Origin of the sequence: Oceanobacillus arenosus, from assembly GCF_003369575.1 — a bacterium.
Classification (GTDB): Bacteria; Bacillota; Bacilli; order Bacillales; family Amphibacillaceae; genus Oceanobacillus; species Oceanobacillus arenosus.
In genome coordinates this window covers 147,923-174,308 of the sequence record NZ_PIOC01000017.1, presented here as the reverse complement: position 1 = coordinate 174,308, position 26,386 = coordinate 147,923, and the positions used below count along the sequence as shown (strand labels likewise).

Annotated in this window: 28 protein-coding genes; 10 read left to right on the top strand and 18 right to left on the bottom strand. The window is 36.2% G+C overall.

Annotated features, from left to right (window positions below; genetic code table 11):
• Positions 1–7 precede the first annotated feature (7 nt).
• Complete coding sequence (liaF, locus tag CWR48_RS11505) at positions 8–769, bottom strand: cell wall-active antibiotics response protein LiaF (protein ID WP_245976789.1); 762 nt, start codon at positions 767–769, stop codon at positions 8–10.
• Positions 770–984: 215 nt separating this feature from the next.
• Between liaF and CWR48_RS11500 the strand changes: the two genes are divergently transcribed.
• A complete protein-coding gene (locus tag CWR48_RS11500; RefSeq protein ID WP_115773378.1) occupies positions 985–1,419 on the top strand; it encodes a ferritin-like domain-containing protein in 435 nt (144 codons plus the stop codon).
• Between the two features lie 159 nt (positions 1,420–1,578).
• On the opposite strand, the gene CWR48_RS11495 is transcribed toward CWR48_RS11500, so the two are convergent.
• A complete protein-coding gene (locus CWR48_RS11495; RefSeq protein ID WP_115773377.1) occupies positions 1,579–2,793 on the bottom strand; it encodes an ABC transporter permease in 1,215 nt (404 codons plus the stop codon).
• Complete coding sequence (locus CWR48_RS11490) at positions 2,786–3,529, bottom strand: ABC transporter ATP-binding protein (RefSeq protein ID WP_115773376.1); 744 nt, start codon at positions 3,527–3,529, stop codon at positions 2,786–2,788. Before CWR48_RS11490 ends, CWR48_RS11495 begins: the two co-directional genes overlap by 8 nt.
• A 737-nt stretch (positions 3,530–4,266) precedes the next feature.
• On the opposite strand from CWR48_RS11490, the gene CWR48_RS11485 reads away from it, so the two are divergent.
• Positions 4,267–4,695, top strand: a complete 429-nt coding sequence (locus tag CWR48_RS11485; RefSeq protein WP_115773375.1) for an HIT family protein — start codon at positions 4,267–4,269, stop codon at positions 4,693–4,695.
• Positions 4,696–4,783: 88 nt separating this feature from the next.
• On the opposite strand, the gene CWR48_RS11480 is transcribed toward CWR48_RS11485, so the two are convergent.
• Positions 4,784–5,176: a DUF3888 domain-containing protein gene (locus tag CWR48_RS11480; RefSeq protein WP_115773374.1), complete on the bottom strand. Its 393-nt coding sequence runs from the start codon at positions 5,174–5,176 to the stop codon at positions 4,784–4,786.
• Between the two features lie 210 nt (positions 5,177–5,386).
• Here CWR48_RS11480 and CWR48_RS11475 point away from each other — a divergent pair, with 210 nt between their 5' ends.
• The gene (locus CWR48_RS11475) at positions 5,387–5,911 is read left to right on the top strand and encodes a tryptophan transporter (RefSeq protein WP_115773373.1); all 525 of its coding nucleotides are present in this window, start codon (positions 5,387–5,389) and stop codon (positions 5,909–5,911) included.
• 181 nt (positions 5,912–6,092) lie between these two features.
• Positions 6,093–6,452, top strand: a complete 360-nt coding sequence (locus CWR48_RS11470; protein WP_115773372.1) for a YtxH domain-containing protein — start codon at positions 6,093–6,095, stop codon at positions 6,450–6,452.
• A 57-nt stretch (positions 6,453–6,509) separates the two neighbouring features.
• Here CWR48_RS11470 and CWR48_RS11465 read toward each other — a convergent pair whose 3' ends face one another.
• The 3 genes from CWR48_RS11465 to CWR48_RS11455 form a co-directional block, all read right to left on the bottom strand.
• Entirely contained in the window at positions 6,510–7,406 is an 897-nt protein-coding gene (locus tag CWR48_RS11465; protein WP_115773371.1) for a glycine betaine ABC transporter substrate-binding protein, read from the bottom strand.
• A gap of 64 nt (positions 7,407–7,470) precedes the next feature.
• Positions 7,471–8,328 (bottom strand): ABC transporter permease, encoded by an 858-nt coding sequence (locus CWR48_RS11460; protein ID WP_115773370.1) that lies wholly within the window; start codon positions 8,326–8,328, stop codon positions 7,471–7,473.
• A complete protein-coding gene (locus tag CWR48_RS11455; RefSeq protein ID WP_115773369.1) occupies positions 8,321–9,520 on the bottom strand; it encodes a quaternary amine ABC transporter ATP-binding protein in 1,200 nt (399 codons plus the stop codon). Before CWR48_RS11455 ends, CWR48_RS11460 begins: the two co-directional genes overlap by 8 nt.
• A gap of 266 nt (positions 9,521–9,786) precedes the next feature.
• Between CWR48_RS11455 and CWR48_RS11450 the strand changes: the two genes are divergently transcribed.
• Positions 9,787–10,284, top strand: a complete 498-nt coding sequence (locus CWR48_RS11450) for a GbsR/MarR family transcriptional regulator (RefSeq protein WP_115773368.1) — start codon at positions 9,787–9,789, stop codon at positions 10,282–10,284.
• A 4-nt stretch (positions 10,285–10,288) separates the two neighbouring features.
• On the opposite strand, the gene CWR48_RS11445 is transcribed toward CWR48_RS11450, so the two are convergent.
• On the bottom strand, positions 10,289–10,645 hold the full coding sequence (locus CWR48_RS11445) for a DUF1878 family protein (protein ID WP_245976788.1): 357 nt from the start codon (positions 10,643–10,645) through the stop codon (positions 10,289–10,291).
• 199 nt (positions 10,646–10,844) lie between these two features.
• Between CWR48_RS11445 and CWR48_RS11440 the strand changes: the two genes are divergently transcribed.
• Positions 10,845–11,387: a DUF3267 domain-containing protein gene (locus CWR48_RS11440; protein ID WP_115773367.1), complete on the top strand. Its 543-nt coding sequence runs from the start codon at positions 10,845–10,847 to the stop codon at positions 11,385–11,387.
• A gap of 241 nt (positions 11,388–11,628) precedes the next feature.
• Complete coding sequence (locus CWR48_RS11435; protein WP_115773366.1) at positions 11,629–12,585, top strand: peptidylprolyl isomerase; 957 nt, start codon at positions 11,629–11,631, stop codon at positions 12,583–12,585.
• A gap of 52 nt (positions 12,586–12,637) precedes the next feature.
• Here CWR48_RS11435 and CWR48_RS11430 read toward each other — a convergent pair whose 3' ends face one another.
• From CWR48_RS11430 to CWR48_RS11405, 6 genes are all read right to left on the bottom strand, one after another.
• A complete protein-coding gene (locus CWR48_RS11430; RefSeq protein WP_115773684.1) occupies positions 12,638–13,942 on the bottom strand; it encodes a DUF5068 domain-containing protein in 1,305 nt (434 codons plus the stop codon).
• 405 nt (positions 13,943–14,347) lie between these two features.
• Positions 14,348–14,545: a sporulation YhaL family protein gene (locus CWR48_RS11425; RefSeq protein ID WP_115773365.1), complete on the bottom strand. Its 198-nt coding sequence runs from the start codon at positions 14,543–14,545 to the stop codon at positions 14,348–14,350.
• A 69-nt stretch (positions 14,546–14,614) separates the two neighbouring features.
• Positions 14,615–15,562, bottom strand: a complete 948-nt coding sequence (gene yhaM, locus CWR48_RS11420) for a 3'-5' exoribonuclease YhaM (protein WP_115773364.1) — start codon at positions 15,560–15,562, stop codon at positions 14,615–14,617.
• A 79-nt stretch (positions 15,563–15,641) separates the two neighbouring features.
• Positions 15,642–16,190: a GbsR/MarR family transcriptional regulator gene (locus CWR48_RS11415; RefSeq protein ID WP_115773363.1), complete on the bottom strand. Its 549-nt coding sequence runs from the start codon at positions 16,188–16,190 to the stop codon at positions 15,642–15,644.
• A gap of 99 nt (positions 16,191–16,289) precedes the next feature.
• A complete protein-coding gene (locus CWR48_RS11410) occupies positions 16,290–19,247 on the bottom strand; it encodes an ATP-binding protein (protein ID WP_115773362.1) in 2,958 nt (985 codons plus the stop codon).
• 5 nt (positions 19,248–19,252) lie between these two features.
• On the bottom strand, positions 19,253–20,476 hold the full coding sequence (locus CWR48_RS11405) for a metallophosphoesterase family protein (protein ID WP_115773361.1): 1,224 nt from the start codon (positions 20,474–20,476) through the stop codon (positions 19,253–19,255).
• A gap of 229 nt (positions 20,477–20,705) precedes the next feature.
• On the opposite strand from CWR48_RS11405, the gene CWR48_RS11400 reads away from it, so the two are divergent.
• Positions 20,706–21,083 (top strand): hypothetical protein, encoded by a 378-nt coding sequence (locus tag CWR48_RS11400; RefSeq protein WP_115773360.1) that lies wholly within the window; start codon positions 20,706–20,708, stop codon positions 21,081–21,083.
• A gap of 249 nt (positions 21,084–21,332) precedes the next feature.
• Here CWR48_RS11400 and CWR48_RS11395 read toward each other — a convergent pair whose 3' ends face one another.
• The 3 genes from CWR48_RS11395 to CWR48_RS11385 form a co-directional block, all read right to left on the bottom strand.
• Positions 21,333–21,617, bottom strand: a complete 285-nt coding sequence (locus CWR48_RS11395) for a hypothetical protein (protein ID WP_147294884.1) — start codon at positions 21,615–21,617, stop codon at positions 21,333–21,335.
• Between the two features lie 167 nt (positions 21,618–21,784).
• Positions 21,785–23,038, bottom strand: a complete 1,254-nt coding sequence (locus CWR48_RS11390) for an ABC transporter permease (protein WP_115773358.1) — start codon at positions 23,036–23,038, stop codon at positions 21,785–21,787.
• Positions 23,031–23,930, bottom strand: a complete 900-nt coding sequence (locus CWR48_RS11385) for an ABC transporter ATP-binding protein (protein WP_115773357.1) — start codon at positions 23,928–23,930, stop codon at positions 23,031–23,033. The genes CWR48_RS11390 and CWR48_RS11385 overlap by 8 nt, the downstream gene beginning before the upstream one ends.
• 233 nt (positions 23,931–24,163) lie before the next feature.
• On the opposite strand from CWR48_RS11385, the gene CWR48_RS11380 reads away from it, so the two are divergent.
• The gene (locus CWR48_RS11380; RefSeq protein ID WP_115773356.1) at positions 24,164–24,349 is read left to right on the top strand and encodes a YhzD family protein; all 186 of its coding nucleotides are present in this window, start codon (positions 24,164–24,166) and stop codon (positions 24,347–24,349) included.
• A gap of 609 nt (positions 24,350–24,958) precedes the next feature.
• Here CWR48_RS11380 and CWR48_RS11375 read toward each other — a convergent pair.
• Positions 24,959–25,315 carry a YlbF/YmcA family competence regulator gene (locus CWR48_RS11375; protein ID WP_115773355.1) on the bottom strand — a complete coding sequence of 119 codons (357 nt, stop codon included), beginning with the start codon at positions 25,313–25,315 and terminating at the stop codon, positions 24,959–24,961.
• A gap of 176 nt (positions 25,316–25,491) precedes the next feature.
• Here CWR48_RS11375 and CWR48_RS11370 point away from each other — a divergent pair, with 176 nt between their 5' ends.
• On the top strand, positions 25,492–26,379 hold the full coding sequence (locus CWR48_RS11370) for a PucR family transcriptional regulator (RefSeq protein ID WP_170140749.1): 888 nt from the start codon (positions 25,492–25,494) through the stop codon (positions 26,377–26,379).
• Positions 26,380–26,386: the final 7 nt, after the last annotated feature.

The following is a 26,386-nucleotide window of genomic DNA, read 5'->3' as shown; positions in this document are numbered from 1 at the left end:
AACCCCCTCACACTTGGTTTATTCGGACTGATCCAGCTTTAAGTCGAATATTAAAGTCTAATTTCTGAACCGCATTCTCATAATTTTCGGTTTCATACGTAAGCGATCGATTAATTCCATCAGCAGATTGATTGAGTATCATAATTTCTCCTGCACTCACCGTTGCATCCACTCGAAATGCTACATTTTCAGGTATAATAATATTCACATCCCCAGCCAATGAATGTATCGCAAAAGGGATTCTCTTCTCTGGGATGAATGCTTTCGAAAAATCAAAGTAATATTCCCCTGCAAGATTTTTTAAATTCATAGGTTCAACTTTCCAGTTTTGTTCATTAAATTCATGATTACCGATTGAGAAAGTAGAACCATGATAGGTCTTTTTCTTTTTGTGTTTGTTATCAGACTCATATTCAATTACGATGTTAGAACCGCGGCCGAACATCATAAAACCAATATAAACAATTAATAATGGCCATAATTTATACACATCCCAGAAGCTAAAGGTGATTACTTCAAATCGATCAAGTAATAACAATGTTCCGAAGATCAATAAGAATGATCCTCCAATCCAGGTACCACCTTTTTTCAAAAGATAGTCAACGAGCCATTTTAAGCCTATCACTACGAAAAAGGTTGGATACATATATTGCCAAGCAATTCCTATTTCAAAATCGACCATACCGATATTTGCTAAAACAAGCATTGCACCGAATATAATCAAAACGATTGCAATAAAATAACGAAATGCATTTTTCAATTCCTTCATCCTTTCGTGAGGAGATTTCTAGAGGTAAGTGATACCTATTATTAGTATAGCTTTCATTGCAATAGTCGAAAACCATCCATAGATTGCTTCTTCCTCCGCCTTCAGACCGAGTTTGAATTTAAATTATTATATTTCATCTAATTTATGGTTTTGAAATGGGGATTGACGGGTATTGTATAAGTATACTAAATATCACACTTAAGGCGGGATTATTAATGGAAAAAGATTTAGAAAAGCTGATAGAAGGACTTAATGTCGATTTAGCACATGAATATGGTGCAGCAATACAGTATACATATAGCGCATCTGTCGTATCTGGTCTGTATCGTTCCGCATTAAAACCGTTTTTTGAAGACGAAATTACAGATGAGCTTGGACACGCGCTATATTTATCCGAAAAAATTAAATCCCTTGGCGGGGTACCTACAACTGAATCAGCGAAGGTTCCTCAACCAATGGATGTAAAAGAGTTATTAGAAGCGGTGCTTGAGTCTGAATCAAGCACAATTAAACGCTATGAAGAACGGATGAAACAAGCAGAAGACCTAGGGCTTACAGAGCTCAAGGTTAAACTAGAGGATTTGATTTCAGATGAAACACATCACAAAGAAGAAGTTGAACGTTTACTTGCTGATCCCAGATTTGCTTAATGCAAAAGCGGAAGCGAGGGAAGTCTCGCTAGGAAAACAGGCGCTGGAGCTGGACGTGATCTCTGCTGTCACAGGAATTGAATAGGATATTATAATACCTCCCCTCTTTAAAAGGGCAGCCGAATTGGCTGCCCTTTTTGTTGACTAATAAAATGTGTTTCATACTAACTTTGATTTAATGTAGCCATTGATAAAGGCAATACTAAACAAGCATCCAGCAACAATGAAAACAACAAATCCCAAGTATTCCTGGATCACGATAAATAGCAGCGCATAGATGATAACGTGTACGATACTTAACTGATGGATGATTTTCAGTACTGCATCCCTTTTTGTCGCTGAATCAACTGGATAAAGATCCAACCATATATTCGTTCGGAAATGCTGATATAATGGCATCATTTGGAAGCTACTTAAATAGATAAATAACAGACCAAATAGCACCTTCATCCATTCATTTGGTATCAGATAAATGAACACCCCACCAATTATGATTAATCGAATATACATACCTAAATAATCACCACTACGAATAAACGCTATTCGAAAAAGAAAATCATACGTATGCTTTTTAGCAAATGGAATGCGGTTGGATATTAGTGAAACAAGCCACTGTCGTTTCTTTGTTCGATTTCTTAGATGTGGCACTTCCGCAAACATATTGGCGAAACGATAGAAGGATTGCATTCGATTCTGATCCTTCTCCACAAGTAAGTCCCACGCTATTCCTGCTTGCTTATTAGATGTAGAGAAATCATACAGAAATAACAACACGAATAAAACAGTAATAATGCCGGCAAATAGTAAACTACCTTGAATAATGAAATAAAAAATAGCAATATTTAATACGGTCCGTGCAAATAAATCAATTTGTCTAATTCTCGTTTCCCTTACCTTGAGCATCCACCAATTTGCAATTAAATTTCCGACTTTAAATAAGAGCATAATTGCAAGTATGAGCAAGTATCCCATTCCAGTTCGTTCAGGAAAAGCCGCAAAGTATAGTGGACTGAATGCTGCAACTAATAATAGTATTAAATAAAGCTGGACAACAAAGCTATAAATAATGGAATTACGGAAATAGGCATTCATCTTATCCTCCGCAACGATAATGAATACTAAATCTGGCTCTTGAAGTAATGTTCGTACTGGGCTATAGCTTATTAGTAGTCCTAATGAAACTCCGATTACAAGTGCGGTTGGAAAGTTGTCTGGGAGCTGTTCAAGCCATTGTTGGTAATAAAATGCAGTTGCAGAGATTAGAAAGAACATAACGACAACCATATGACCATTTAAGATATAGCGCATATAGCGTCCTAATTCTTTCATATGTGCAGACAATCGTTTTTTATAAAATTCATGTGAATTAAACATGGCTATCTTCCTTAGTTAGCTGCAAATATAGATCATCCAATGTTGCGTTAGGCATGTTAAAGCTTGTACGTAATTCTCCAAGCGTTCCCATGGCTCGAATTTCCCCATCATGTAAAATGATGAAACGATCACAATAACGTTCTGCAGTCGCCAATATATGGGTAGACATTAGTACACCAGAACCTTTTTCTTTCATTCCTTCCATTAAATTCAAATACGACTGAATCCCTAATGGATCCAAGCCAACAAATGGCTCATCGACAATATATAATGGTGGTTCAATTAAGAACGCACACATAATCATCACCTTCTGCCGCATCCCTTTTGAAAAATGCACCGGAAACCAATTTAGTTTTTTCTCCATGCGAAACTCTTTCAAAAGTGGTGGCAACCGTTTTTCAAAAAGCACTTCAGATATTCCATATGCCATTGCAGTTAGGCGAAGATGCTCCTCAAGGGTTAGCTCATCATATAGGATTGGCATTTCTGGAATATAAGCTATTTGATTTCGATAGTTATTTGGATTTTCTTGGAATGTTTTTCCATTTACGGAGACTGTACCTTTTTTTGCTTGCATTAGACCGATAATATGTTTGATTGTTGTACTCTTACCTGCTCCATTTAAGCCAATAAGACCGACGATTTCCTTTGGATACACATCGAATGAAATTCCGTGCAACACGTTTTTGTGTGTATATCCGCCATAAAGATTATCTATATGTAACAATGTTTCCATCAGGTTACCTCCTCATTATCGTTTAATTTTACCATTTCTAGGGTCTGAAAGCCAAAGTATACTCCATCTGAAACTTTCGACAACATTTTTTGCGGTTTTATTACAAATTTTATTTATTATGCAACATTTGGTTGATAGTTTTTCCATACACGAGTACAACTGAAAAGGCGATAATAAATTAAAAATAATTTTTTTAAAATAAATGTGTATAAATCTTTAACATCTACACATAATAATTTTGAAGACGCAGGGATGCCTCACTACAAAAAATTCTGTGTCAAACATAAATGAGGTGTTAGTGATCGAATATCTAATGTAATTTCGTGTAAATTCACACAAAATGAGGTGTTAGACTTCGGTAATTCACTCTGAATTTAGTGGATAAAACACAAAATGAGGTGTTAGTGTTGGCATACTAATGACAAATAAAACCCTTTTGCCAGAACCCGTCTCATCTCAAATGAGATGCTGACAAAAAGGTTTTTGTAAACCAGCTCGTTGCGATAACGAAATGGTTTACAGTCCCCACATTAGCTTGCAGGCACCCTCGTCTTCTCAAAGCAGGCTAGTTCGCATCATTGCGAGCTAGACCTGCTTCTTAATTATAAAAAGTTATTTAAGCATTCTTAAATGGTATAGAGCGTTTTAGTATGACATACATCGAAAGGCTTTACATTCACCCCTATTCCTTTATACAATTGAGTTACATTAAAAAATAAAATGAGGAGTGGTGAGCAATGAGTCACGAGGATTGTGTTTTTTGCAAAATTATTAATGGAGAGTTACCATCAGCAAAGGTCTATGAGGATGAAGAAGTGTTAGCATTTCTTGATTTAACTCAAGTTACAAAAGGACATACGCTTGTGGTTCCAAAAACCCATACAAAGAATATTTACGAAACATCACCTGAAGTAGCAAAGGAGCTATTTTCCCGAATTCCAGTGATTGCCAATGCAATTAAAGATACATATAAACCTCTTGGAATGAACTTACTGAATAACAATGAGAAAGCGGCAGAGCAATCTGTATTCCATCTGCATGTTCATTTAATCCCGCGTTACGGAGATAGCGATGGCTACACACCAAATTGGACGACACATACGGATGAATACACATCAGAAGATCTACAACAAATCGCGAAAGAGATTCATGCTAATATCAAATAATCATATTATTTTTTCAGTTTCCTTGTAAACAACAAATAGAAAAGCGTGTTTTTGATAATTTTCTGTTCAAAAACACGCTTTTAATATGTTAATGTTTAGTATATGTTTTCAGATGCCTATAGCTCAATAGCTTTCCATCTGTATTGACAACAACTTCATCCTCCCCATCCATATTATGTGCACCATAATATGGATGAACCTTTAACTTGATCTTATACAATCCGCCAACCCCAAATACTTGTTTTATTTCCATGATATCCGTGTCATATGCAGCCCAAGTAAGACCATCTGGTGCATTTTTATCACCTCTATAGATTTCACTGACTGCTTTATTTACTGGTTTTCGGAGACTGCTTATTAGTGCATATTTTAGTGTTTCCGTTAATTCAGTATCCGCTTCATTGATTGTTTTTGCGTATACTACAGGGTTAGTGACAAACAAAAACAAACCTGCCATAAGTATTGCTGCTAACTTCTTCAAAATTATCACCTCATGTTAGCTTTCAGATAACGGAGAGGTTTTATTCAGATATCCTAGCAAATCAAAAAGCTTCTGAAGTTATATATCTATCTGAAAATTACCACTTTTTATTTTCGATGAAATCTGTTATAATGATTTTAGTATTCCGCAGCTGACAATGAGTGTACAGTTGGGAATTAAAAGCTGAGCTTGAGATGAGGAGAGGTAGAAATGAAGATTAGAGTTTTAATTATTTTATCGTTATTGGTGGGAATTGGCACCATCTTGCATGCTGCAATCCCAGGATTATCAATTGCTGGAGTAAAACCAGACCTACTACTGTCCATGATGTTTATCGGTATTTTCCTATTTCCTAAAGCAAAATATGTTTTACTTCTATCACTAGTATCTGGGATAATTTCTGCACTTACAACTAGTGCTCCAGGTGGTCAAATTGCGAATATCATTGATAAACCAATTACAGCCTTTGTTATCATGGCATTATTTTTATTAGTACAGAAAAAAGTAAACACGGCTATTAGTGCTCCTATATTAACCTTTATTGGTACGATCATAAGTGGTTCCATATTTGCTTTTGTCTTATCGTTTATTGCTAGTTTAGGTGAGGGTGGATTTATTGCATTATTCGTAACGGCTATCCTACCTGCCGCAGCATTAAACACGGTTATTATGGTTGTGATTTATCCAATTATCCAAGGGATTATCAAACGAACCAATTTAGTTACTATATCTTAACATTAAACCTGATATGTTATTACAGATAATCCTCTGGCACCACACTGTCAGAGGATTATTTTCTGCCTTCCTTTCTTCCAGTTTGCGTAATTTGTGAAAAATTTTACAAATTGAAAGATGTTTACTCGTAAGCTGAAAAGAGAAAGGGTATAATAAGAGTATAGAAAGGAGCGAATACATTATGGTAAAAGCAAAATCATTCGTGTTAGGTCTTGTCGTTGGGGGAACAGTTAGTGCAGCAGTTACATTATTAAGTGCGCCTTCATCTGGAAGAACTGTTCGTGACCAAGTTAAAGTTCAAGGATTGGAACTCAAACATTTACTAACCAACTTAAAAGCAAACGGATTGCGACTCAAAATGCAATTTAGAGAAAGCTCAAAAGAAGGAGCTGTCCTAATTAAGGAGCTTACGCAAGATATTAGAAAATCAGTGGAAGATTGGAAAGATACCGTTGAACCCCACCAGGAAAATATTCATAAATACCTAGAGCAAATTGAAACAAGTATTAAAGATTTAGAGGAAAAGGTAAAGAAACAATAAGATAAACAAACAGAGCTTTCTCATTTTGAGAAAGCTCTGTTTGTTGTGATTTCTAACTTATTTAACGCCTTCCGTCCATTCAGCAACACGTTCTGGATTTTCCTCAACCCAAGTTGCTGCCGCATCTATAGGATCTGCACCGTCTTGAATAGCTGTCATAACTTCTTCCATTTCTTCCGGTGTCCAATAGAAGTTATCTAGCACTTGATATGCTTCAGGCATATCCTCTTTTAAACCTTCACGAACCATTGTTTTAATAACTTCTTCTTCACCAAATGTACCTTTAGGATCTTCTAGATATTTTAAATCGTATTTTTGGAATTTCCAATGTGGATTCCATCCAGTGACAATAATTTCTTCCTCATTGTCGTACGCTTCACCTAAAGCAGTTGTCATCGCACCACCCGAAGAAGTTTGGACTGTCCATCCTTCTAGATTGTCATACTCTTCAACTGCGCGTTCTGCTCCTGCAACAACACCAGCACCTGGTTCAATTCCAGTAATCGTCATATCTGCTTCATCCGTTAAATCAGCAATTGAATTTACGTTCATATAGGATGGAACTACTAATCCAATTTTAGCACCTTCTAAATTCTCTCCCAGGTCAACTACACGGTCACCATACTCCTCAAATTGAGCAGCATGTGTACCTGGCATCCAAGCTGCAACCATTCCATCCGCTTCACCACTTGCTACAGCTTCCCACATGACAGCATTATCTAAAGGTGTTACTTTAACGTCATATCCTAAATCTTCCAATACTTTACCTACTACATGTGTAGAAGCTCGCTCTGTATCCCATTCAACGTACGCTAATGTTATTTCTTGATTATCTGCTACAGCATCTTCACCACTTCTTGAGTCTGATTCCTCATTTGATCCACAAGCTGCAATAAACAAAATCAATAACAGACCTGTTATCAATGCCACATATTTCCGATTGAACTTAAACATACAATCAATCTCCCCTTCAATAAATTATTTATATTAGAATTTTCCTTTAGGAAATTACCAATCATTAGTTTTTCTTCTTATTCAAATTTTGTGTAAAGCGATCAATAATAATCGCCAATATTACAATTCCTATACCAGCAACGAAACCTGGTCCTACTTGTGCACGTTGTAAGGATGATAGAACTTCTTTTCCTAGACCTGGTGCACCGATCATTGACGCAATTACAACCATCGATAACGCAAGCATTACCGTCTGATTTATTCCAGCCATGATCGTCGGTCCTGCCATTGGCAGTTCAACCTTGAATAATTTCTGAGTACCTGTACTACCAAATGCATCCGCCGCTTCAACTAAATCCTTCGATACTTGGCGAATACCTAAGTTCGTAAATCTCACTGTCGGTGGCGTTGCAAAAATTAAGGATGCAAATACCCCTGGTACCATACCAATTCCAAAAAACGCAACCGCGGGAATTAAATATACAAATGCAGGCATGGTTTGCATAAAATCTAAAATCGGCGTTATGATCGCATTTGCTATCTTACTTTTCGACATTAAGATGCCTATTGGAACACCGATAATTATCGATAATAAACTCGCTAGAATTACGAGTGTTACAGTATTCATTAAATCTTCCCAGTGACCTTGATTATAAATCAGCCAAAGCCCTACAATAGAAAAGGCTGCTAATCCAAATTTCTTTCCAGTTATTAAGAATGCAAGAATAGCAACAATCAAGATAAAAATAACGGGTGGAATGTTCATTAGTAAATCCTCTGAGACAAATTCCATAAAGTAACCAAAGTATTCCTTAATTGGATCAAATAAAAATGCAAACGTATCTGTTAACCATCTTGTGGTGCTTTTTGTCGCCTCAGCGATTGGTATCTTTGGTACGAAATCTAATAAGTTATCAAGCATTTTCTAAATTCACCTCACCGTCTCCAGAAAGTGCTGCAATGACAGCGCCACGTACAATAATTCCCAGAAGTTTACCATTTTCAACAACAGCAACTGGAACTTGCGAGTCATGAATAATTGCAAAAATATCATGTAGTGCTGTATCCTTTTCCACCTTTGGAATATCTGTTTTTATAATTTTTTTCAAATCACTAATGTCATTTTTGATTGCATTTGAAGCATCATCTGCCGTAATATACCCCTGTAAATTACGTCTATTATCAATAACAAAAATGCTTGATATCCCAGTCTCACGCATTCTTTCCAATGCAACACGTGGTCCGTGCTTTTCAATATAGATTGCCTCTGGACGCTTCATAATGTGCTGTGCCGTTAAGATTTTCGAACGATCAACATCTTCCACAAACTTCTCCACATAATCATTTGCCGGGTTAACAAGAATTTCTTCTGGTGTACCAATCTGAACGATGACACCATCCTTCATCAAAGCAATGCGATCACCAAGACGCAATGCCTCATCTAAATCATGAGAAATAAATAGAATTGTTTTTTGCATTGTTGATTGTAAATCGAGGAGTTCATCTTGCATATCTTTGCGAATAAGCGGATCTAACGCAGAAAATGCCTCATCCATTAATAATATTTTTGGATCATTTGCTAATGCTCGTGCAAGTCCTACACGTTGTTGCATTCCTCCTGAAAGTTGACCTGGCTTCTGATTAAGGTAACCACCTAGTCCAACTAACTCCAGTGCTTCTTTCGCCTTCTTCTGCCGTTCTTCTTTTGGAACACCTTGTATTTCCAATCCGTATTCCGCGTTTTCTTGGATTGTTCGATGTGGGAACAAAGCAAATTGCTGGAATACCATACTCAATTTTTGTCTTCGAACATTACGAAGTGCTTTTTTATCCATTTTTGATAAATCTTCACCATCGATTAAAATACTTCCCTCTGTTGGTTCAATTAATCGATTAATCAAGCGAATCAAGGTTGATTTACCGCTTCCAGACAAGCCCATTATGACAAATATCTCGCCTTCTTTAACACTAAATGTGGCCCGATTAACCCCAACACTATTTCCTGTTTCTTTTAATATGGCTTCCTTTGTTAAGCCTTTATCAAGAAGCCTTAGCGCTTGCTTCGTATTTTTCCCAAATACTTTTGTTAGATTTTTTACTTCTATTACTGCCACATTTTTTCACCTCTTTGATTATTATTTTCAAATGTGATAACCGGGATAAACAATCCACTTCATAAGTGTAAACTTTGTATATATTAATTTCAAACTTTATATTCGGTCATATACGTATGTATTTTACGTACAGTTTGAACTGTACGTAAAATACATACGTCATCCTTTGATTTCCTCACAAATGCTCCACTATTCGGCTTAATTGTCCATTTTTATTAAAATAAGAATTAGTGTACTCTTAATATAGATAAGATTGGGAGGATACTATGGTTACACCAGACAATACAAACATAACAGACACAATAATCATTGAATTTTCTAAGACAATAGAAATGTTTGGGTTAACTCCTCTAGAGGCACGTTTATTTACCTACCTCTATCTTTCAGGAGAGGCCTTAACATTGGATGAAATGAGTGAAGCATTAGGGAAGAGCAAGACTTCCATGAGTACAAATATCCGAAGTCTTTCGGAGCTAAATCTTGTTACACGCGTATGGAGGAAGGGAATAAGGAAGGATTTATATAAAGCAAATTCACAATTATTCAAGACATTTATGAATTCCTATATTAGTAGATGGCTTGAAGCGACAAATCAGCAGCATGATGGTCTCGAAGATATTAAACAACAGATTGAAGTAGAATGCAAAGAGAATTCTATTACCAGCGAACAAAAACAGTTAATCAATCGCTTGGATAATATTCTCTATTTTCATACACAAATAGAGAAGCTATTTAATGAAATGAATCAAAATATAAACAAATAATCTTTTATCCTCGTTTATATTTTGACTCATCACGTTCAATAATTTCAATAAAAGTATCCATTAAAGAAGGAAAGTACCCTTCTTTTTTTAATGCCTCAATGGTTTGATCCGGATTTAACTTTTCATTCAACATTCCCGCAAAGCGAACGAGTAGAATCGTGAAATCCATGAGCCCTTCTTCTTTCTGTTCTGCAAATTCCCTATTTAATTTATGTAGAAATGCCATCAATTCTTTATATTCTTCAAATGTAATATTATTCTCGATGATTAACTTGATAAATGGATACTCGTCCATATCAATAATTTTAGAAAGTAAATGAATATGAAATGAAGTTGGATCATTTTTCTTTATTTCTTTCAATCCAATCCCCCCAAAAAACCTAAATTAGTTTATTAATCTCGTTGTAAAACGCTTTATTTCTTGCTGCAGTGAACCTATTCTATATATGTACTAAATTTTACACGTAATTATTGAAAAAGCTATTGATTTTTACTCGCAAACGGACTATTATTCTTCAAGTGGCATTATTATATTTCATAAATTTTCGTGGAGGATCGTCATGAATTGCTGGAAATCAGTAAGCTCAACAAAAGAATTTGGACATAATCGTCTATTTATTTCATCATCATTAGTAGCTATCTTAACTTTTATGCTGCTCTACGTCCCATACTCCATTATTCATGGGGTACATTATGTGGACGAAGCTGGAACCATACCATTTATTATCACACTTTGCATGTTACCATTATTGCATATGTCTATGCATATTCTACCATTAATTGTAATGAAGAAACGAGTAAAACTTACTTTCAATCAATCAAAAGTAATCGGATTACCGATTAACTATTATGTAAAATCGTTTTTAACAAAGAAAACAGCCATTATCGTAGCAATTTCACCGACGATTTTCTTAACTTTACCAGGTCTTATTTCAAGTTTCTACTTTTCAGACTACTATGTATATATTTTGCTTGTTACCTGTCTCCATATCGGTATTTCTTTTATCGACTTTTGGTATATCAAGCAAATTATCCAAGCTCCAAAGACTGCCTATATCGAAAAGGGGCATGATGGGCTGGATATATTAATGAAGACTAACTAAGGATCTGGAGTATTTCAGATCTTTTTTTGTTGGCAGTTAACAAGTAGAAAAACTTTCTTGACGAATCAGGGCAACTTAGATTGCCGTGTAATAGCAGGTGATATTCAAGTTTTATAAGAGAATGTGGCAGAATAAAGGTATTTTTAAGGAAAACAGTATCTGACTATTTATTTTATATTAAAGTATGGTATATTAATCAGTGTGAAAATAGAAGTACGAAACAGATTAGGAGTGTTAATGGATGAAGAAACTAATTATCGCTGCAGCGTTATCAGCAAGTGTATTAACTTTAGGTGCTTGTAGTTCAAATGACGAAGTTGTCGTCGAAACAAGTGCTGGAAATATAACGCAGGATGAATTTTATAATGAATTAAAAACAAGATACGGTGAAGGCATGCTTCAAGAAATGGTTACCGTAAAAGTATTAGAAGATAATTATGAAGTAAAAGAAGAAGATATCGATAAAGAAATCCAAGCTATGAAAGATATGTACGGTGAACAGTATGATATGTTAATCACACAACAATTTGGTGATGAAGATACATTACGTAATATTATCAAGATATCTCTTCTACAAGAACAAGCAGCAGCTGAGGATGTTGAAGTAACGGATGAAGAACTACAAGAACTATATGATAAGAAGAATAAAGAAGTAGATGCATCCCATATACTAGTTGCAGATGAAGAAACAGCAAAAGAAGTAAAAGCAAAGCTTGATAAAGGCGGAGATTTTGCTGAACTTGCTGCAGAATATTCAACAGATGGCACAGCTGAGGATGGCGGTAACTTAGGTTATTTCTCTACAGGACAAATGGTTCCTGAATTTGAAGACGCGGCATTTAGTATGAAGCCTGGAGACATCAGTGATCCTGTTCAAACACAACACGGTTTCCATATTATTAAAGTAAATGACGTTCGTGAAAAAGAAGAGAGCATTGGCAAATTCGAAGATGTAAAAGATGAACTTCGTCGTGAGCTAGTTGCTGGTAAAGTAGATCAAACACAACTACAAGAAAAAGTAACAGGCTTAATTGAAGATGCAAATGTTGATGTAAAAATCGCAGAATTTAAAGATTTATTTAAACCTGCTGAAAAAGTAGAAACTGATAAAGATACTACTACTGAAGATGATGCAGCAAAAGATGCTGAAAGCTCAGATACTAGCGAGAAAGCAAATACTGATGAAAAAGCAGAGTAATAATTGAAAAATAAGAGGCCGTCCAATGGACGGCCTCTTATTTTTTGGTAGCTTATAGTTCAAAATTAGCTGTTTTTCCTTTTGAGATATCTTTCGCATCTTGATTTTTAAAAGGTCCAATTTCTATTTCAAACGCTTTATCTTTCCAAATCTTATCGTATTGTTCCTTATCCAAAGTATATATTTGCAATAACTCCCCAGATTTCCCTGCTTCAATTAAATCATCGTAGCTATAGTCAAGAAGCATTCCTTCCTCCAGCATATACTGTGCACCATCATTCACCGTTAACCTTGAAGGCGTAGAAGTTAAACCAATTGCTTCTGATCCTTTATTATCTAAATTAAACTTCACGGTTAAAAGTACAATTCCATTTGTAAAATTCTCAAATCGTGGAGCTTCTACTTCATTAGGAGTAAACTCTGTGAATTGATAGCCATCAAGAGTAACATTAACATCTCCTATAGCTTCACTTTTATTAATATCATCAGCTTCTTCCAGCATCGTTTTTTCACCCATATCTTCTGCTGTTACTCTATCTTGATAAAATGCAGCATTAGCAGCAACCTTTTCAGCACCAGCTTCATTTAAGCTTAATGTGAACTTACCAGCTTTCCCGAATGAAGTACTGAGGTCCCCTTTTTCTAATAGTGGTTCTGGAACCGCCACCGTTGCAGTAGAAACATCTAAAACAGTAGTTAAATCCTCTTTACCAAATGGATAAGTATAATACCCTGTAACAGATTCGCCGGCTTTCAATAAATAATCATTTTCTGGCGCTAACATTGTAGGTAGTTGTCCCTCAAGAGGTAATAAATCGCGATAATTATTATAATCCTTTGGTGCACCCGTAAAGGACATATATAATGCAGGCATGTAATATACATCCACGTCCTTATTATTTGTCACAGTATACTGGGCCATGATAACACCGCCATCTGTCTCATCATTAAATGGAATACTGAAATCGGTATGGAAATCATTTAGTTCAACTAATGTATATGCATCTAGCGAAACCGATACATCTTCCATTGTATGTATTTGAGGTTCAGCATTTTCAAACATCACGTTCGCTGTACCCTCCGTTTCTTTTTCCATATATGATATTAGTTCTGAGAAAACAGTTGTAGCTACCTCCGTACTACTAATCTCATCAGCCTGATCTTCCGAATCCTCTTTTACTTCTTCTAGTTCTTCAGCCAGCTCTTCTTCTGGTTCTTCCTCTGCCTGCGTTACCTTTTCTTTATTATCCGCTTCCGAAGCATTTGCTGGTTCTTTTTCCTTTTCACTTCCACAGGCACTTAAAATCAGTGCGGTTACTATCATTGTAGTAAGTAACATGATTAACTTTCTCAAAATTTCTCCCCCCATTTCTCAAAACTGTAATTATTCTAACATATTAAACAGTGTGCTAGTATCAGCTAAAAGTAGGAGAATGATTAGGTATAAATACTAGTTTAGGTATTTATATTCATATTATCCTTATATATTGCTAATTCGAGATATAATTTTCTCTTTATGAAGCTCGAACTAAGTACCTAGAAAGATCTCGGTCTCAGCATCTTCGTTGTTCCCGCGGAAAGCGTAGTGTATTTCTGGAGCGACTTGCCTGAGAGCACCCATCACTTCAACTAGCTCGCAGTTTATTTAAATTATGCAATTAATTATAAAAGAACCGCTGGACTTAATTTTCATTAGGTCCAGCGGTTCATAACTCATTATCTATTACACTAAATTCTATCAGTATTCGTTCCAAGCGAAATATTAATTCGATATTTCCCTTTTTCTATTTTCTCTTGCTTCCCGTTCACTTTCAATCCGTTCAATGTAGATTCTTCCCTCACGTTCAATGAATTGTTGTTCCAATCTACTTTCAGCAACTCTTGCCTTAAATGACATATATGCACTGACAAAAATTAATGCAACAACAACGATAACCCACCAAGGCATTCCAGCAATCATTCTCTAGCCTCCTTGTCCAACTATCTATACTAAACTATATGAACAAAGGATGAAAATTATCACTGTTGGTTAGTTTTCTTCGAAGGTTGGTTTATAGAATGCTCGATTATCCATCGCAAATAATCGTTCTGTAAACTCGCCTGGTTTCACTTTATTTAATGCCGAATTTAGCATATTCATTTTTGCATCAATTAAATCAATGAAGTGTAAGAGTTCTGCCTCACGAACGAGTGGTGGTGTCGGACTGCCCCACTCTGCTTTCCCATGATGGCTTAACACCAAATGTTGGAGAATTAATACTTCTTCTCCTTCAATTTTTAAATCTTTTGCCATCATCCCGATTTCCTCAACCATAATTGGAATATGACCAAGTAGTTTCCCTTCCAACGTATAGCTAGTGGAAACAATTCCTGATAGCTCTTTAATTTTGCCAATATCATGCAAGATAATTCCTGCATATAATAGATCCTTATTTATTTGCGGATATAGCTTATGTAACTCCCTAGCAATTTGCAGCATGCTAACAATATGGTGTGCCAGACCAGATGAGTATGCATGATGGTTTCTAGTTGCAGCAGGGTATACGAGTAGCTCTTCTTGATATTTTTTAATAAAAGCCCGAACAATCCGTTGTATCGTTGGGTTTTCCATTTCAAATACCGCTTCCGTTAGCTTCTCAGATAAAACCTCCTTATCAATCGGGGCTTTCTCAATAAAGTCAGAAACCTGGACACCATCTGTAACTTGCGCAGGTCGAATAGAGATAATTTTAAGCTGTAACCTTCCACGAAATTGATTTACGTCACCAGTTACTTTGATAATTTGCTCGGGTACGAATAATTCTTCATCCTCTTTCGATACATCCCAAAGCTTAGCTTCAATTTCTCCCGTAGCATCTCTTAATATCAACGTTAGAAATGCTTTCCCATTACTTGCTGTACCCTTTGTTGCATCCTTGATTAATATAAAATCATCGAAGGTTTCACCAATCGATGTATAACCTATGCCTTTCTTCATCCTTTTCCCCTCCCTATAGTGGAATTGAAATTAATAGCAATCAAGCTACAGTGCTTGTCGATTTCAATTCGGTATCCAATTATTGATTTTTAGGTATATAGTTAAAGATTTCTCCCGATGCCATAACCGTGATAAATTTCATTAACCAATCATAATAATTTTTAGCATAATGAAGTTTCTCTAAATCCTGCTTTATTCTGTTCTTTAATTGTTCATCCTCTGTTTCCTGAAGTAAATGCTCCAGCTTCTCAATCGATTCTTCCGCTTCATCAATATTCGTTTCAGTCTGCTTCCGCCAACGGTTGCCAAATAATGAAGTAAAGGATTTATACCAATCCTCTTCCGATTGATAAAGATCTTTGCGAATACCTTTTTTAAAAGTAGATTCCACCATTTTCATATCAGATAGTGTGCGTACACCTGTTGACATACTTGTTTTGCTCATCGATAATGCTTCACGCATATCATCTAATGTCATTGGATCTTCCGAAAAATATAAGACACCGTATAATCGTCCAATCGATGGTGTGATCCCATATAAGTTCATGTTTTTTGCAATTACTTGGATAAACCTGTCAATGGTTTCTTCATATAAATCCCAGTTTTCTTTTTCTTTGTTGTCTGGCAATTTGGTGCCCTCCACCTAATTATAATTTGCAAATAGTTTATCACTATTTGCGAGGAAATGCGAACATCAATCATGCATACCACAGCTACTAAGCAGGGTTCAGCTTATTTTAGATAACGGAATCATTGTAGTTACGTCAGAGGCTTTCACAACTTCCTGTTTGCACGTAAAGACAATTACCTGCTGTTCTGCCGCAATGGCTTCAATGATCCGCATCATTCGCTTCGTTCGTACCGAATCAAAATGGACAAATGCGTCATCAATAATAAATGGCAGCCGATGGTTTTCACTTAAAATCAAACTTGTTGCAAGTCTCAGGGCAACATATAATTGATCGATTGTCCCTTGTGATAGCTCATGAATCGAAAAGCGAATTCCACTCTCCTGTTCTACCTGAAACGGCTTGTCATCATTTGGTGCATATACGCGCCGATACGTGTTCCCTGTTAATTCTTGGAAGTAGAGCGAGGTCTTCTCGATTACTTTCGGCAAATATTTATTGCGGTATGCTTGTTTTGTCTCAACAAGCATTTCCTTTGCAATCTTTAATATCGACCATTCTTTTGCTAGTTTATTCAGCTGTTCCTTCTCCATCTCAAAATGATAGATGCTATCGGAATAGGATTCAGACGATTCCATAATTGCGATCGATGCCTGGATCGCTGCTAGTTCCTTGCGTGCAGTATCTATTTCTTGCTCGATATGTTTGATTCTTTCATTCGTCCTCACTCGTTCTACTTCTAGTGTGTGTACATCCTGATTGTCTTCAGCATATTGTTTCCATGCTTGCTTTGAGAAGATTAGTTGTAGTTGATTGATCGTCCTTTCGATTAACCGCTCGATTTCTGCCTTTTCTTTGCGTTGTGCAGCCTTTTGATAGAAGGCTTCTTCCGTCTTTACTCCAGAAACTTCAAATAATATCTCAATTTCCTTTTCATAGGTTGCTAGTTTTTGTAGCATCTCCTGTTGTTTCTCATCATTTTCTTTAAGTATATGATAATACTGTTTCATCTGCCTTGCTATTTCTTGTTCGCTTTCTATAAAGGACTCCAAGATTTCAAGTTTCGTTCGTAATGTATAATTAGTTTTCATTTCCCAATTATTTTCCGCAAAAAATTGATCGACTTCATCTTCAAACTTATGCAGATTATCATTTAGTTGTATATGCTTCTCTTCTGCTTGTCCATATTCCCTTACCATATTAAACAGATGCTTCAAGCTATGAAAGAGCTCTGGCCAATAGGCAATTTTAACTTGTCTAAGAAATGGATAGGCCACATATTCATCCTCGATACGATTACGGAATCTTGCTTCCTTATCCTCAAATGCACGCCTTCGATTAGCAAATTTCAAACGGTTGATTTCATTTTCCTTAGCCTTAGCTTCAAGTGATTCGATCTCTCTTAGAGCATTGTGGTGCATCGATAGTAGCTGTTCTGTCTCTACTCTTTCTTCTTCTGTATGCTGCCCACTTTCAGATGAATCGCTTTCGCCATTCATCAGCTGCTCGATTTCCTTCATCGTATACTTTCTAAATCCCCATTGTAAACCACCAATAAGAAGGAAAGTAAGCATGACATACATGGGCCACACACTATCCGTGATAACTCCAGTCACTGCCGCTAAACATGCAAGAACAACACAGACAAAGAGGAGATGGTTCATTTTCTTTGTCCTCACTTTCTTCGTCCGCTGCCATTCTTGTCGTTTTATATTTGAGTCGGTTCGTAACTTTTGTATTAAGTCGTTTTCTTTATGCGAATGAATGATGTGCTGTAGTTCATGAACCCTTTCTTCAGATAAGCGCTCACCTTCAAGCATTTGGAGTTGGTTTAATATATAGTTTCGTTCTTGTTTCAACTGAATTTCTTCTAAATGTAGCTGCTCTTTTTCGCCGATGAGCTGATTTACATTATTTTTTAGTTCTATCCATGTATTCTCAACATGAAATGGGAATGAGAATTGCGTGACTTCCTCCTGAGTGATGCCAATATTCAACCGGTTTATTTCCGCTTCTATTTGTGCAGTCAATTTTTGAAGATTGGCTTCGGTATCCTCTAACGCTTTGCCATATGCTAAGACAGATTCTCTATCCGCTAAAATCTCCTGTGCAGCTTGATATATAGCTTCTGATCTTTCTTGTTCGAGCTGCTGAAGCAACTGCTTATGTTGCATCTCATTTCCCTCTAATACTGCTTGTTGACTTTGTAATGGAAGCATCGCTTCTTTTACTTTTTCTAAACGTTCAATCCCTTTCTCTGGAAAAGTGATTTCCTCTGGATAGGAAGCAAATGTTGCTACATACTTTTGATAATCATTTATAATCGGCAATGCCTGCTGTTGTCTTTCGATGCTATATCGTTTGGCTTTCTCATCTTGTAAGGATGTTTGCAACTGTTCCATCTGCTCTGTTAATTGCTCAATCATGATTTTCTTATCGCGGTAAGTTTCCTCATTCGATTGAAAGCTTCGTAATGCATGCATTCGTGCGTCTAATGCTTCCAATTGCTTATTAATCGCAGGTTTCTTCCCTGTTGGCCTAAATAATTCTACCATCTTGCTTTCTAACTGCTTCTCCAGATTATGTATCGTAGCGGATCCCGTCAAACCAATACTTAAAAGCATATCGCTCAAGTCTGCTTCCTTCATTTCTTTAATTGCACTTAAATCGATTGCTGAAAATGAGAAAATCGACTGATACGTTTGAAGTGTCATCCCACTTAGTCTTTCCTGCAGCCATGCCTGATCATATTCTTCCCCATTCTCGGTATAGCAGATTGCCGCTCCATTTCTCACCGCATCCTGGCGCTCAATCGTATATTCTCCGATGTCAGCATCATATACCGTCAGTCTTCCTCCCATTTTCCCGCTATCTTTTGGCTGATAGAAAGAACGCTGCTTTGGTGGTAAACCAAATAACATAAATACGATAAAACGCTGAATTGTTGATTTCCCAGATTCATTCTCACCATAGATAATTGCGAGTTCCTTCGTGAAGTCAATCGAATAATCGACCCATTTTCCGAATCCATAAATCGTCGCATTGATGAATTTCAATCACTTCACCCCTTCAAAAGCTCATTCACTAATAATTGCTTTGCTTGTGATTTTAACCATTGATCCTCTTCATCTGATAGTGGATCTAAATATTTTCTAGCTTGCTTATGATGGTATAGCTCCTTTAGAAATGGATAGTTCTCTACTTCATCCGCATAGCGAAATAATTCACCGATAAAATGCTCCCCATCCTGAAAATCGGTTGCTTCTGAAGTGTACAGTGTTACAGATAGATTGAAAAAATAATACCAATTTCGTTGATTGATCATTGTTTCATTCATTAACTCGATTATTTCCTCTAATAGCTTATCACTTTCCCACTGCTTCACAATCGCTTGATTACTTGTTAGGTTTAAATCAATGAGCTGTGGTGTTGTTGCTACTCGTTGGTCTAGCTTTGCTTGTATAATCGTTTCGATTTGATCTATTGTCACGCACTCGGAAACATCAATCTTCATGGTAACAAATTCGATTGCATGTAGTGGGAGGAAAGACATTTCCGTATTCGACTCAGTTAGGACTACATGGTAGCAGCCCTTTTCCCCTGTTTCTTTGCGGTTTCTACCTTGAATATTTCCTGGATAGACAATGTTTGGCGCTTCCTTCAAGATTTCCCGTTTATGAATATGACCTAATGCCCAATAATCGAAGTTTTCCTCCCGCAAATCACCTAATTGAAATGGTGCATATACATCATGCTCTGTATTGCTTTGAATACTGCCATGGAGCATTGCAATATGAAATGGAATATGTGGATGATTAATTTTATACTCTGTTGCCTTGGAATCCAATACAGCCCGATTTTCATAACTGAACCCATATATTTCAGCAATTGATACCCCATCTTTTTCGTAGATGAAGGACGCTACCTTCTCATCCGGAAAAATATATACATTCTCAGGGTATTCAATCGGATAGCGATTCCCATTAATAAAATCATGATTTCCATAGGATAGGTAAACGTTTATACCATGATGATTCAATTTTTCAAACGCTCTCCTTAACCGAACTTGTGCCTTCAGACTTTGCTTTTCATTATCAAATAAATCACCAACAACAAGAACAAAGTCTACCTGTTTATCAATTGCGGCTGTCGCTAGACGTTCCATTGCAGTAAAGGTGCTTTCTCTAATCTCTTTAAAGATCCCCTCTGGTGTACTTGTTAATCCTTTAAATGGGCTATCTAAATGCAAATCCGCCGCATGTATGAATGATATTTGCCTTCCCATGCTTTCACCCTCAATCATATAAAACTGTTATCTCTATTTTAGCAAACTCATAGGTAGAATGCACGTTCTATTGGAAACAAATTGAAGCATTAGCTATCGTATACTAAAATGAATTTATCTAAATAATGCAATAAAATGGAATTATCCCTGATAAAATGAAGCTAATTATCATTATTATCCGTATAATTTAGAATAGGAACTCGATCATTACAATGGAGGTTTCAAAACGATGCAAACGAAATATAGAAAATTAATAGTGCTATTTATTATCCTTTTTATTGGCTTTGCTTTAGTTGGATGTCAAGAGGCAGCAGAAGATACTAATGAGGAATTAACATTAAACGAGAATGTCACCCTCAAGAATCTAGAAAAGATTGAATTAGGAGACCCAGATTCAGGTAATGGTGGAATGACATATGAGGAAGTCATGTCTCTAATGGGTGATATCTCACCTCAATTTCATTCAGAACTAGAGGAAAACGGGGTTACGAAGGTTGAAGCAAATTGGTGGCGATATAGTCGATCCCATAACTATGGCACTGATTTAATAGGCGTGAAATTTGTTGATGGAAAAGCAGTAAGCAAATTTCAAGAGGGTCTGGAATGAATACTAGATATGTAAAGCAAAACTTCTAATACTTTTGATTAGAGAGTTTTGCTTTTTTTATCTTCTAAGAAATAACAAAATTTGAATGCTGTGGGTATCTTAATTACTGAGAATAGCCAGCTCCAGCGCTAAAGCTGTAGCGAGAATTCCCTCACCTCCTAAAGGAAGCTCAGTTAAAAACGCGACATCCTGTGGGGCGCAGTCCGTACGCAGCTCAAACGGGCGCTTGCGCTTTTGTTCTTTATTGGATTAATTGATTAGAAAATCTTTGTAGTAAATGAAAGATGCTATTCCAGCGATTACTGTGTAGCTTAAAGCAACATAAAATGAAGTTGTAGGTCGGAAACTCCTTTTTTGTCTATCAATTTTTGTCCGCACTTCAATGGCAGCCCATTGTTCATCATTATTCGCACTTTGTAGCCTTGAATCAGCCAAATCGGACATAAATCCACCAGATGAGTTAAAGAAACCAATGAAAATTGTTGCTGCAAGTCCTGTTAAAAATGACCACTCGATAAAATTACTATTAAACATTATAGCTGAACTCCAATTTACTATAAGAATTATTCCTAAAGTAATGATAACCCAAACAATTTTCTTCATTAATGGTCATCTTCCTTCATTCAACATAATTAACTTATATCAAATATTTTTATGTTATTTCTATTTAACAACTAGACTAACTTATTGTATCCTTCCCATTATTTTTCCTTCTTCGATAATTGGATTGCCTTCATCATACTTTTTAATGGATTAGCACTGCTATACATTAGTACCCCACCCTTGTATACCCTGGCACCGAGTAATCCAAGGATAATTATCGTCGCAATTAAAATACCAATCGACATTGCAATCTCCCAAAATGGTACATCAAGCATCCCAACCCTTAACAGCATAACCATAGGAGTGAAAAATGGGATAAACGATGTAACCGTAATGAAGCTTGAATCCGGCATTGTTAGACCAAACATTGCAATTAAGAACGCAATCACAATTAACATCATTAATGGTGTGACTGCTTGGTTCGCTTCTTCTGATCGACTCACTAGAGATCCCAACATTGCCGCAAGGGTTGCGTACAATAAATAGCCAAGTAAAAAGAATAGAATTCCGTATACAATTAATGATGTCGGAGTATCTAGGAACCCGAACACATCTAAAAATCCACCTACTAATTCATCCTTTTGTGAGGAAATAACGCCGACTGCTACTGCAACGATAATTCCAATTTGAGTTAACCCTACCAGTGCGATTCCGATTATTTTTGCGAACATATGGGTTACTGGGGATGCACTCGATATTAATAATTCCATCACCCGAGAGGATTTTTCCGTTGCCACATCAGTTGCAATCATCGTTCCATACATTATAACAACGATATACATGAGAAATACCATAATGTATACAACACCTTGTGCTTGGAACATTTCTTCTAATGTTTTTGCGTTTTCATCAAGTGCAACCGTATGAAAGGATACTGCCTCATTAATCGATAATACGAGTGCTTCATCAAATCCTGCTTGTTCAATCGCAATTCCAACCTTTATTTGTTGTAGTTGTTCTTGGATTGCTTGCTGTAATCCCGTATTCGCAATATCATTCGTAAAATAAGTTGCATCTGGAAGACCCTCATCGTTTAATGATAATGTAAGTGCAGCTTCATATTCTCCATCTTGAACAGCTGTCTTTACGTCTTCTTCTGTACCATCATATGCAACGATTTCTACATCTTCATTTACATTCTCGATCCCTAATTTTAATGGTGCAAGTAAGCCTTCTGTTTGATCAATAACCGCTATCTGATTTTTACTTTCATCGGAGAATAGTGCAACAATGTTTTGAATATTAACTGACCCAATAACTAGTAATACAAAAAGTGCAGTTGTAATAATAAATGTTCTTGATTTAATTTTATTCAAATATGTGTGCGCAAATATAATCCAAAACTTATTCATAAGAAGCACCCACTTTCTCGATAAAAATATCATTTAATGAAGGTTCTTCAAGCTCAAATTTACGGATGAAACCTCGGCCTTGTAGTGCCTGTAAAATTTCCTGCGACACTTCTTCATCTTTGATTTGTAATTTACAGCCGTCCATCACTTTCTTATAACTTACGACACCCGGAAATTCCTTTAAGAAGTCTAATGATCCATCTGCATGTACAATTAAGTTTTTCTTGCCAAATGAGCGCTTAATTTCTCGTAATGCGCCTTGGACAACCGGTTTTCCCTTTTGTAAAATACATAAATGCTCACACATTTCCTCAACATGATCCATTTGATGTGAGGAGAACACAATTGATGTCCCACTATCTTTCACATCAAGGACCGCCTCTTTTAGCATTTCAACATTGACTGGATCAAGCCCAGAGAATGGTTCATCCAATATCAATAGCTTCGGTTTATGTATCACTGCAGAAATAAACTGGATTTTCTGCTGATTTCCTTTTGATAATTCTTCCACTTTCTTATCCATGTATTCCGGAACCTTAAACCGTTCTAGCCATTTTTCTAATTCCGATACGATTTCTTGCTTTCCCATGCCACGCAATCGACCTAAATAGATAATCTGTTCTTTGACCTTCAGCTTTGGATATAGCCCTCTTTCTTCAGGTAAGTAGCCAATCATATTACTTTTTCCATAATTAATTTGCTCCCCATTCCAAGAGATATTGCCTGCTGATTTATCCAACAGTCCAAGAATCATTCGAAAAGTTGTTGTCTTTCCAGCACCATTTCCTCCTAGAAAACCAAATATTTCCTTTCCCGGAATCTCAAGTGATAGATTATTAACCGCAGTATGTTCACCAAAGCGTTTCGTAACGTTTTCTAATAATAATGTCAAATTATTCTCCCCTTCCCATTAATTCATACGTTAGAACTGGTAAATAGTTTCATTTTATATTTATTATAACTTCGAGTTGAATAATATAAGTATACAATAAATATTCAAAACTAAATTTACAATATATTCCCATAATGGTCAAGTAACCTTAAATCCATTTCATTTCACTATATGTATTGTATGAATTATAATTATTAAATAAAGCGATTTCATTTTAGAGAGGAGCTAATATAATGGCAAAGTACTTTTTAACAGTATTCGATCAAACTGGAAAAAATTTATATGATGCTTCATTTACTGCTGCTAATAATATTGGAGCAAAGGAGATTGGCTTAAAGAAATTAGAGGAGCTAAATTATAGTAAGCATACCCATCGTTGTGTCACTGCAGATGGTAAATTAGTCTTGTTTCAACGCTAATGGAATGATTCATTTTGCGGCTGCCAATTGGGGCTCAAAATATAGAAAATCCGGAACAAAAGCGGAAGCGCCCGTTTGAGCTGTGTACGGACTGCGCCCCACAGGACGTGGGGTGGTTCGACGTTGCCACACGAAGTGGCGAACTTAGTCGAACTTCTCCTTGCCTTTTGAGATAAAGGAAACTCTTTGGGAGCGTAAGCGGTTGACTTAGATTACGGAGGTGAGGGAAGTCTCGCTAACGCTTAAGCGCTGGAGCTGGACGTGGCTATTCTCGGTAATTAAGTTATCCACAGCATCAAATTTTATTGTATCCTATGCGATAAAAAGGTGAGCGTAGCAACGAATGCTAAGCCCACCTTTTATTACTTTTACAAAATTGTTTGTCAAGGCACAATGAATAAGTGGGTAGTAAAAGAGCAATTTATTCTGCCTTGAACAAAAGGTGTAAATGCGAAAGAAAGTCGAATGAGAGTGTATGACGTGAACAAGTCCAATTTTGGAGTCTAGCATTAGACTACGCCCTTCTGTATTCATTTTGGCTTCTGCTATTTGAACCTTTATTGACATCATGTTAAGTAAAGAATTTCTATATGTTCTATTTCAGATTGATTAATTTAAATTATTTGGATTGCCATATAGATCTTCCAGTGGACTTGTAATAATTCTGCTAATTTCATTGATCAACTCATTTACATGCTGTTCTTCTGCCATTAACGTAGAAATATCTTGATTTGCTTGAACTTGCTCTACAACTTTACGAGCAGTTTCAATTTCTTCTTCCGTTATTTCTAAGCCTTGCATTTGTTTTTCTTGTAATCTAATTTGTGTATCGCGGAACTCATCAAACATTTGCTTTGTTTCAGAGTTTTTCATTACCGTTTCAAAAGCTGTTTTTAAATTCTGAAATTCTTCACTCTCGCGGATTGCTTTTTCTAAACTATGTGCATTATCATGAATATTAGACATGATCTTACCTCCTTGGTTTTAAACTATAGGTTTAATATAGCAAATGAAAGAAAATATGTATAGCGTTTGCTAAAAGTCCAAAGACGATAAAGGATGACAATAAACCAATTTTTACATGCATTTTCAGCTAAGAATCAGATTTCACGTACGTTTAACTTATGAAAAGGAGTTTTTCAATGATAAAAGATCTAAGGAAAATTTTTCCTAGTTTATTTACTCTTAAAGATAACATTATTGATATTCCAGATAATTACCAGTGGTTTATTACACCGGATCAGGAAATTATTGGGATTGATGTACAAGAACTGACGAAACACGACACAGCACTTTTATCAACGCTGCTATCTCCCTATACCATTACTATTCCAAAGCCAACTCCAGAGGAGCAGTTATGGATACATAGGCTAAAGAAAAATGAAAACGATGAGACTGTCTCACCATTTCGCCTCGTCTATTTCAAAATGACCAAAAACCAAATGAAACCGTTACAATTTAAGGAAGCAATCCAGGATTTCTTCACAAAATCAGTCCCCATCATCTGGGAAAACCAGCATGAAGGAATAATCATCGAAGAGCTCAGCGATACAATTGAGGAATTTATCTCCTATGAACAGATTATTGATATATTAATGAGTGATCTATATGTAAATATTAAATTTTTCGTTGGTCCTACTTTAGATAATCTTCAACATTTGCAGCAGTTGTATGCTAATTTTATCACAAGTAGTACGCAGGCATTTTCCTTTTCTGAAAAACCTGTTATTACCTATACTGACGCAATTATTCATGGCTTTATTGAGCAAACAGATAAACGCTTCCGCGATGAGATTATTATGGTAATTTTTAAAGATTTAGTTACGGATAAAGAGTTGCTTCATACGTTACAAACATTTATTGAAAATAATTTAAATGCGTCCGTTACCGCAAAAATATTACATATGCATCGCAATAGCCTGCAGTACCGATTAGATAAATTCAAAGATAAAACCGGAATCGATATTCGGCGATTTGACCAGGCAATCATCGTTTATTTAGGTTTATTGTCAATCATGCACAGTGATTAAGCATATA